Raw genomic sequence first — 6,370 nt, 5'->3', positions numbered from 1 at the left:
ACCTAAAGTAAAATGGCTATAAGCTTAAAAACCTTCTCTTTTGACACAGAATAGCCTAATACGTTTATAATAGAGAAAATTCAAATGAAGAACAAAGGGGTGTGCTGTTATGAATATGACAATTAACGAAGACGCATTGAACTGGTATAAAGAAGAGCTCGATTTGGAAAGCGGAGACCAGGTTCGCTTTTTCGTCCGCTATGGAGGCTGCAGCAACGTTCAAAAGGGTTTTTCTCTCGGTGTAGCGAAAGATGCCCCACAAGAGGCTGGAGTCACTGCAGAAGCAGACGGCATTACCTTCTTTATTGAAGAAAGTGATTTATGGTACTTTGATAATCACGACCTTCTCGTCAGCTATTCAGAAGACGCTAATGAACCGGTTTTTGAATACCAATAAAAAAGAACGCACATGATGTGCGTTCTTTTTTTACAAATGAAATCGTATAAGATGATCGGTTAGGTTTTCTTGTTCCAAAATATATTTTTGGGTCTCCCCCAGCAGATCAAAGTGAGGAATTTCACTTTTCTTATGTATCCATTCTTTCTTTAACCCGTAGGCTGCTCCCCACCGAATCAGCTTATCAATATCTGCACAGCCGGCTTTTGTCACAGTCTTTGCTTCCGGAAACCGGTCATCAAGCCAGTAATGTGTTAAAAATGCGATTTCTCCTTTTTTCACTGCTTGTTTCCACCGGTTCAGTTCCTCCCGTTTCACACCAAACGCCATATCCCGTTCACTTCCCTATTTTTTGGCCTTTTCATATGCTGCGTGCCAATCAGGAAAAGCTTTGCGAAACTGAATAGGCTTAAAGCTTTCTTTATCCACACATATATGAGATGAGGTGGCTTTGATGGAAAGCTCACCGGCCGGATTATAAATGTGATAACCATAAACGGTTTTAAAGCCGTTATATTCCTCTATCCATGTATGGACAACCGCGGTTTCTCCGTAATGAAGCGGCTTTTTATAGGAAATGTTGATATCAACGACCGGAGACAGAACTCCTCTCTTTTCCATTTCACTATATAAAAAGCCTAAGTCCTTGATTAAAGCTGTTCTGCCGACCTCCATCCACACAAGATAATTTGCGTGATAGACAATCCCCATTTGATCTGTTTCTGCATAACGCACTTCTATTTCTTTTTTTGATACATGCAAGATTACTCTGCTCCCTTAACGTCAATTTAGCCCCATTTTACCATAACCAAATCAGAAAGAAAAAAACCAGGTTTCCCTGGTTTTTAAGAGCGGTATCCATTTTGTCTCGCTGCGGATTCGTCCTGTATTTCATTGCGAAATGCTTCAATGCTCTGTTCGCGTCTTGCATTTTTTTCTTTGATACGCTGTTTATCTTCTCCTGAAGCAAACTCCATTGTTGCTTCTGCTTCTTCTATATTTTCAATTGTATTTTGAACCATATCCTGCAATTTTTCTACATTATCAGAACGATCATCAGGATTAGGCTGCTGATATTGATTTTGGTTCTTTGTCATCGGATGTACCTCCTAGAAATAAACTCGATTTTTCGCTACTCGCCCTTTGTCTGCATGATGATCGGCTGCTGTCCTGAAGTATCATGCATTTTTTCCCCTTTATTGGCTTTATATTTCACAGGCTTTGTACCCAAGTGGCTTGGAGCATATTGAGGCTGACCGTTTTTCTTGTTGTTTCCCATGCTTATCCCTCCTCATCATATAGGTTTCTCAAAAGGAGGGGTAAACATGAATACAAATTAAAGGTTATTTTTGCTTAAATCGCTGTTCAAGCTTTTCCTCAAGCTGATTTAAATACTCTGTATTAGTCATCAGCTCTTTTTTGTTTTCCATGACGAGCTCATGAAAAGAACGTTTTCTCATCTTCTTCACGCTTCTCACCTCCGCATATTCTTTTATTTTTTCCAATTCTGAAAACTTGTAAGCATATCTGAACATAAAAAAACTGAATCTAATCAAGATCCAGTTTTTGTTCCATTTCTTTTTTTGTCATGGTGCCAATGTGTATGTCTTGAATAACACCTTTTTCATCCAAGATATATGTCGTTGGATATGACATCACGTTATAGTCAGCATTGATCCCTTTTTTATCAATCAGAATGGGGAACGTTAAATCATACGTATCAGCAAACGCTCGGACTTGTTTTTCACTTTTCTCAGCTGAAGTGAAATTTACCGCAACAACCGCAAGTTTGTCGGCATACTCTTTTTGCAGCTCTTCCATCGCCGGCATTTCCTGACGGCACGGCTTACACCAAGTTGCCCAAAAATTGAGCAATACTTTTTTGCCTTGTGAATCCTTTAAGGAGCTATTCTCTCCCGACAGCGTTTTCAAAGAAAAATCAGGTGCTTGTTGCCCCTCTTCAATTCCGACTTCTTTTTTGCTGTATGTTTGATACAGGTTCCAACCCATATAACCGGCAAGCATAATAAGCAGGATCCCTGCAAGCCATTTTTTCAGCATATGCCACCTCCGCAGCACATTTTGTCATAAAAAGAAGAGAAAGCGAAATGCCTTCTCTTCCTATTGATTCATCAGGACTGCTTCATTTTTTCACGAAGCACCATTTGAAGGATGCCGCCATGGCGGTAGTAATCAATTTCAACTTCACTGTCAAAGCGGACGACTGCTTCAAAAGTTGTTACATTGCCGTCTTCATTGATTGCTCTTACCGTCACAAGGTCACGAGGGCGAACTGTTTCATCAACATCTACCTCGATGACTTCTTTACCCGTTAAGCCGAGTGTATCCGCATTTTCACCTTGTTTAAACTGAAGCGGCAGCACACCCATGAATACAAGGTTGCTTCTGTGAATTCTTTCAAAGCTCTCTGCAATTACCGTTCTAATGCCGAGTAGGTTTGTTCCTTTGGCAGCCCAGTCACGTGAAGATCCCATACCGTAGTCTTTTCCTGCTAATACAACAAGACCGGTTTTGTCTTCTTTGTATTTCATGCACGCATCATAGATGGATGTTACTTCACCAGTTGGCCAGTACGTCGTAAATCCGCCTTCTGTACCCGGTGCGATTTGGTTTTTGATGCGAATGTTTGCAAATGTCCCTCTCATCATGACTTCATGGTTTCCTCGGCGGGAACCGTAAGAGTTAAAGTCACGAGGAGAAACCCCTTTTTCTTGCAAATACTTTCCGGCAGGCGTATCTTTACCGATTGCACCAGCAGGAGAAATATGGTCAGTTGTGACTGAATCGCCGAATTTACCGACAACACGCAAACCTTTTAATGGTTCAACCTTGCCTGGTTCAACAGACATTTCTTCGAAGAATGGCGGATTTTGAATGTAAGTTGACTCGTTATCCCATTTATATAACGCTTCATCTGTTGTTTCAATCTCGTTCCAGCGCTCGTTGTCATCAAATACCGTTTCATACTCTTTGCGGAAGAGCTCAGGCGTAACAGTTTGCTTAACAAGTGAATTGATTTCGTCTGTTGACGGCCAAATATCGTTAAAGTATACGTTTTGACCATCTTTACCCACACCGATCGGGTCGGTTTTCAGGTTAATGTTTACCGTTCCAGCCAGCGCATATGCCACAACAAGCGGCGGAGAAGCAAGGTAGTTTCCTTTAACAAGCGGGTGAATACGTCCTTCAAAGTTACGGTTTCCGGAAAGGACAGACGTAATCAGAAGATCATTTTTCGCAACCGCTTCTTCGATTTCTGGTGAAAGCGGACCTGAGTTTCCGATACATGTTGTACAGCCGTACCCAACGAGGTTAAAGCCAAGCTCTTTCATGTATGGAAGAAGGCCTGAATTCACAAGATATCCTGTAACGACTTTAGAACCCGGTGCAAGTGACGTTTTCACGTAATTAGGCACCTTAAGCCCTAACTCAACCGCTTTTTTCGCTACTAGTCCAGCGCCGATCAGAACATATGGGTTAGATGTATTCGTACAGCTTGTAATCGCGGCAATAGCGATCGCACCCGTTTTCATAACTGTTTCTTCGCCATTGAGAAGTTTAAATTTAATTTCTTTATTCTCTTCTTCAGCGTTTAAACCGAACCCTTGGTTACCCGCAGGGCTGACTAAGTGCTTTTTAAACGTTTCCTGCATAGCAGAAAGCGGGATCAAATCCTGTGGACGCTTTGGACCTGATAAGTTCGCTTCAATTTGTGAGAGGTCGATTTCAACCACATCAGTAAATTGAGGGTCTTCCGCATCAGGAGTGTAGAACAAGCCATTGCTTCTGCAGTACGCTTCGACAACATCAATATGTTCAGGATCACGGCCTGTCAGGCGCATGTAGTTGAGCGCTTCTTCATCTACTGGGAAGAATCCGCATGTAGCACCATATTCCGGAGCCATGTTCGCAATTGTTGCGCGATCTGCAAGCGGCAGTTCAGCAATTCCCGGTCCGAAGAATTCAACAAATTTGCCGACAACGCCTTTTTCACGGAGCACTTGTGTTACTTTTAACGCCAAGTCAGTAGCTGTTGTTCCGTTTGGAAGCTTGCCGACAAGTTTCGCGCCGATTACCTCTGGAACTGGGAAGTAAGAAGGCTGTCCAAGCATTCCCGCTTCAGCTTCAATTCCGCCGACACCCCAGCCAAGAACACCGATACCGTTAATCATTGTTGTATGTGAGTCTGTCCCCACAAGCGTATCTGGATACGTTACAAGCTCACCGTCTTCTTCAATGGCATGGACAACACTTGCCAGGAACTCAAGGTTGACCTGATGCACAATACCTGTTGCAGGCGGCACTGCTTGATAATTGTTAAACGCTTTCTTTGCCCAGCTTAAAAATTTGTAGCGTTCTGCATTTCTTTCGAATTCCAAATCCATATTTACTGCTAACGCGTCTTCCGTACCCGCTTTATCAACCTGTACAGAGTGGTCGATAACGAGATCAACAGGAATTTCAGGGTTGATTTTATCAGGATCTCCGCCGACTGCTGCCATCGCTTTACGCAGTGAAGCAAGGTCTACTACTGCCGGAACCCCTGTGAAGTCTTGTAAAATAACACGAGACGGTTTGAACGGAACATCGATTTCCTTTAATTCGGCAGTTCCCCATTTTGCCAAATTTTCCACATGTTCTTTTTTGATGACGAATCCGTCCACTTGACGCAAAACTGATTCTAAAAGAACTTTGATGGAATAAGGAAGCTTCGAAACCTTCCCGATACCTGAATCTTCTAACGCTTTTAAAGAGTAGTAATGATATGTTTTCCCATTTGTAGTAAACGTTTTTCTCGCTTGGAAAACGTCTTTTGCTGCAGTTTTTTGCTCGTTTGCCATTCTCCAAAATCCCCCTTCAGATCAGATCATTCTCAGATGAACATTACATTCCATCACAATTTTCTCACAATTTCATATTAAAACAAAATCATACATAAGTAAATATCAATGTTTTTATTAAATACAATAAGTTCGACTTATGAGAATATACACCGGTAATTTTTACTGTTTATGCTCTCTCATAGAACACACTGAAAGGAGCCATATTATGATTGAGGTGATAATGATGGTTAAAAGAAAAGCGAATCATGTTATTAACGGAATGAATGACGCCAAAAGCCAAGGCAAAGGCGCCGGCTATATCGAAAACGATCAGCTTGTACTGACTGAAGCTGAACGCCAAAATAATAAAAAGAGAAAAACCAATCAATAACATCGAACTCTTTTAAGGAGGTCCTCATTTTATGACCAATAAAAATACAAGTAAAGATATGCATAAAAATGCGCCAAAAGGACACAATCCGGGACAGCCTGAGCCTTTAAGCGGAAGCAAGAAAGTGAAGAACCGAAACCACACAAGACAAAAGCACAACTCAAGCCATGATATGTAAGAAAAGCAGACCTTAGTGTCTGTTTTTTTATGCGTTCACCCATTTATCATCCACTGCATATGCTGTAAGGCAAGGTTGATATGTGGAGGAATGCTTCCATGACCCATTCAAAACGTAATGATGCAAATGATTTCGATAGTATGGATGAATGGCTTCGGCAATTTTTTGAAGACCCCTTCGCCTGGTACGACGAAACATTGCCTATTGATTTATATGAAACAAGTCAGCAGTATATTATAGAAGCGGACCTGACTTTTTTACAGCCGACACAAGTAATGGTTACCCTGTCTGGCTGCGAGTTCATTTTAACAGTCAAATCATCTGGACAGACTTTTGAAAAACAAATGATGCTTCCTTTTTATTTTAATGACAAAACCATTCAAGCCGAATACGAAAATCAAATACTCACAGTCGCCGTCAATAAAGAAACAGAAGATGGCTCTTCTTTTTCTCTTCAATTCCCTCTCAGCTAAACATAAAAAGTCACTTTCATCCCCTATAATGAAAGGGACTTTTTGTCCGTCCATTTATCGTCAAATACCCTCTGGTGACTCTCCCAT

General features: G+C 41.5%; 11 protein-coding genes. 4 read left to right on the top strand and 7 right to left on the bottom strand.

Annotated elements, in window-relative coordinates; all coding sequences use genetic code 11:
• Window positions 1–109 precede the first annotated feature (109 nt).
• A complete protein-coding gene (locus tag C1T29_RS11360) occupies window positions 110–397 on the top strand; it encodes a HesB/YadR/YfhF family protein (RefSeq protein ID WP_014664138.1) in 288 nt (95 codons plus the stop codon).
• Window positions 398–427: 30 nt separating this feature from the next.
• Here the strand turns inward: C1T29_RS11360 and C1T29_RS11355 are convergent, their stop codons facing one another.
• The 7 genes from C1T29_RS11355 to acnA form a co-directional block, all read right to left on the bottom strand.
• Window positions 428–727, bottom strand: a complete 300-nt coding sequence (locus tag C1T29_RS11355; RefSeq protein ID WP_103748732.1) for a hypothetical protein — start codon at window positions 725–727, stop codon at window positions 428–430.
• Window positions 728–742: 15 nt separating this feature from the next.
• Entirely contained in the window at window positions 743–1,159 is a 417-nt protein-coding gene (locus C1T29_RS11350) for a YbgC/FadM family acyl-CoA thioesterase (RefSeq protein ID WP_071579104.1), read from the bottom strand.
• Window positions 1,160–1,242: 83 nt separating this feature from the next.
• Entirely contained in the window at window positions 1,243–1,494 is a 252-nt protein-coding gene (gene tlp, locus C1T29_RS11345; protein ID WP_014664135.1) for a small acid-soluble spore protein Tlp, read from the bottom strand.
• Window positions 1,495–1,529: 35 nt separating this feature from the next.
• The gene (gene sspN, locus C1T29_RS11340; protein ID WP_003221249.1) at window positions 1,530–1,676 is read right to left on the bottom strand and encodes an acid-soluble spore protein SspN; all 147 of its coding nucleotides are present in this window, start codon (window positions 1,674–1,676) and stop codon (window positions 1,530–1,532) included.
• A 64-nt stretch (window positions 1,677–1,740) separates the two neighbouring features.
• Window positions 1,741–1,866, bottom strand: a complete 126-nt coding sequence (locus C1T29_RS11335) for an FbpB family small basic protein (protein ID WP_003244964.1) — start codon at window positions 1,864–1,866, stop codon at window positions 1,741–1,743.
• Window positions 1,867–1,945: 79 nt separating this feature from the next.
• A complete protein-coding gene (locus C1T29_RS11330; RefSeq protein ID WP_095432852.1) occupies window positions 1,946–2,458 on the bottom strand; it encodes a redoxin domain-containing protein in 513 nt (170 codons plus the stop codon).
• A 71-nt stretch (window positions 2,459–2,529) separates the two neighbouring features.
• Entirely contained in the window at window positions 2,530–5,259 is a 2,730-nt protein-coding gene (gene acnA, locus C1T29_RS11325; RefSeq protein ID WP_071581689.1) for an aconitate hydratase AcnA, read from the bottom strand.
• 226 nt (window positions 5,260–5,485) lie between these two features.
• Between acnA and sspO the strand changes: the two genes are divergently transcribed.
• The 3 genes from sspO to cotM all read left to right on the top strand — a co-directional run bounded on the left by sspO (window position 5,486) and on the right by cotM (window position 6,283).
• Entirely contained in the window at window positions 5,486–5,632 is a 147-nt protein-coding gene (gene sspO / locus C1T29_RS11320; protein ID WP_003244839.1) for a small acid-soluble spore protein SspO, read from the top strand.
• Between the two features lie 31 nt (window positions 5,633–5,663).
• Window positions 5,664–5,810, top strand: coding sequence for a small acid-soluble spore protein P (locus C1T29_RS11315; RefSeq protein WP_003221237.1), 147 nt, complete (start codon window positions 5,664–5,666; stop codon window positions 5,808–5,810).
• Between the two features lie 80 nt (window positions 5,811–5,890).
• The gene (gene cotM, locus C1T29_RS11310) at window positions 5,891–6,283 is read left to right on the top strand and encodes an outer spore coat protein CotM (protein ID WP_095432851.1); all 393 of its coding nucleotides are present in this window, start codon (window positions 5,891–5,893) and stop codon (window positions 6,281–6,283) included.
• Window positions 6,284–6,370 lie beyond the last annotated feature (87 nt).

It is taken from the genome of Bacillus sp. MBGLi79, from assembly GCF_002953915.1.
The sequence above is the reverse complement of the archived record's forward strand: the minus strand, read 5'-3'. Positions and strand labels throughout refer to the sequence as shown.

Coding starts and splice junctions, on each gene's coding strand:
- C1T29_RS11360 (WP_014664138.1), top strand. CDS start 110: ATGAATATGACAATTAACGAAGACGCATTGAACTGGTATAAAGAAGAG.
- C1T29_RS11355 (WP_103748732.1), bottom strand. CDS start 727: ATGGCGTTTGGTGTGAAACGGGAGGAACTGAACCGGTGGAAACAAGCA.
- tlp (WP_014664135.1), bottom strand. CDS start 1,494: ATGACAAAGAACCAAAATCAATATCAGCAGCCTAATCCTGATGATCGT.
- sspN (WP_003221249.1), bottom strand. CDS start 1,676: ATGGGAAACAACAAGAAAAACGGTCAGCCTCAATATGCTCCAAGCCAC.
- C1T29_RS11330 (WP_095432852.1), bottom strand. CDS start 2,458: ATGCTGAAAAAATGGCTTGCAGGGATCCTGCTTATTATGCTTGCCGGT.
- acnA (WP_071581689.1), bottom strand. CDS start 5,259: ATGGCAAACGAGCAAAAAACTGCAGCAAAAGACGTTTTCCAAGCGAGA.
- sspO (WP_003244839.1), top strand. CDS start 5,486: ATGGTTAAAAGAAAAGCGAATCATGTTATTAACGGAATGAATGACGCC.
- C1T29_RS11315 (WP_003221237.1), top strand. CDS start 5,664: ATGACCAATAAAAATACAAGTAAAGATATGCATAAAAATGCGCCAAAA.
- cotM (WP_095432851.1), top strand. CDS start 5,891: ATGTGGAGGAATGCTTCCATGACCCATTCAAAACGTAATGATGCAAAT.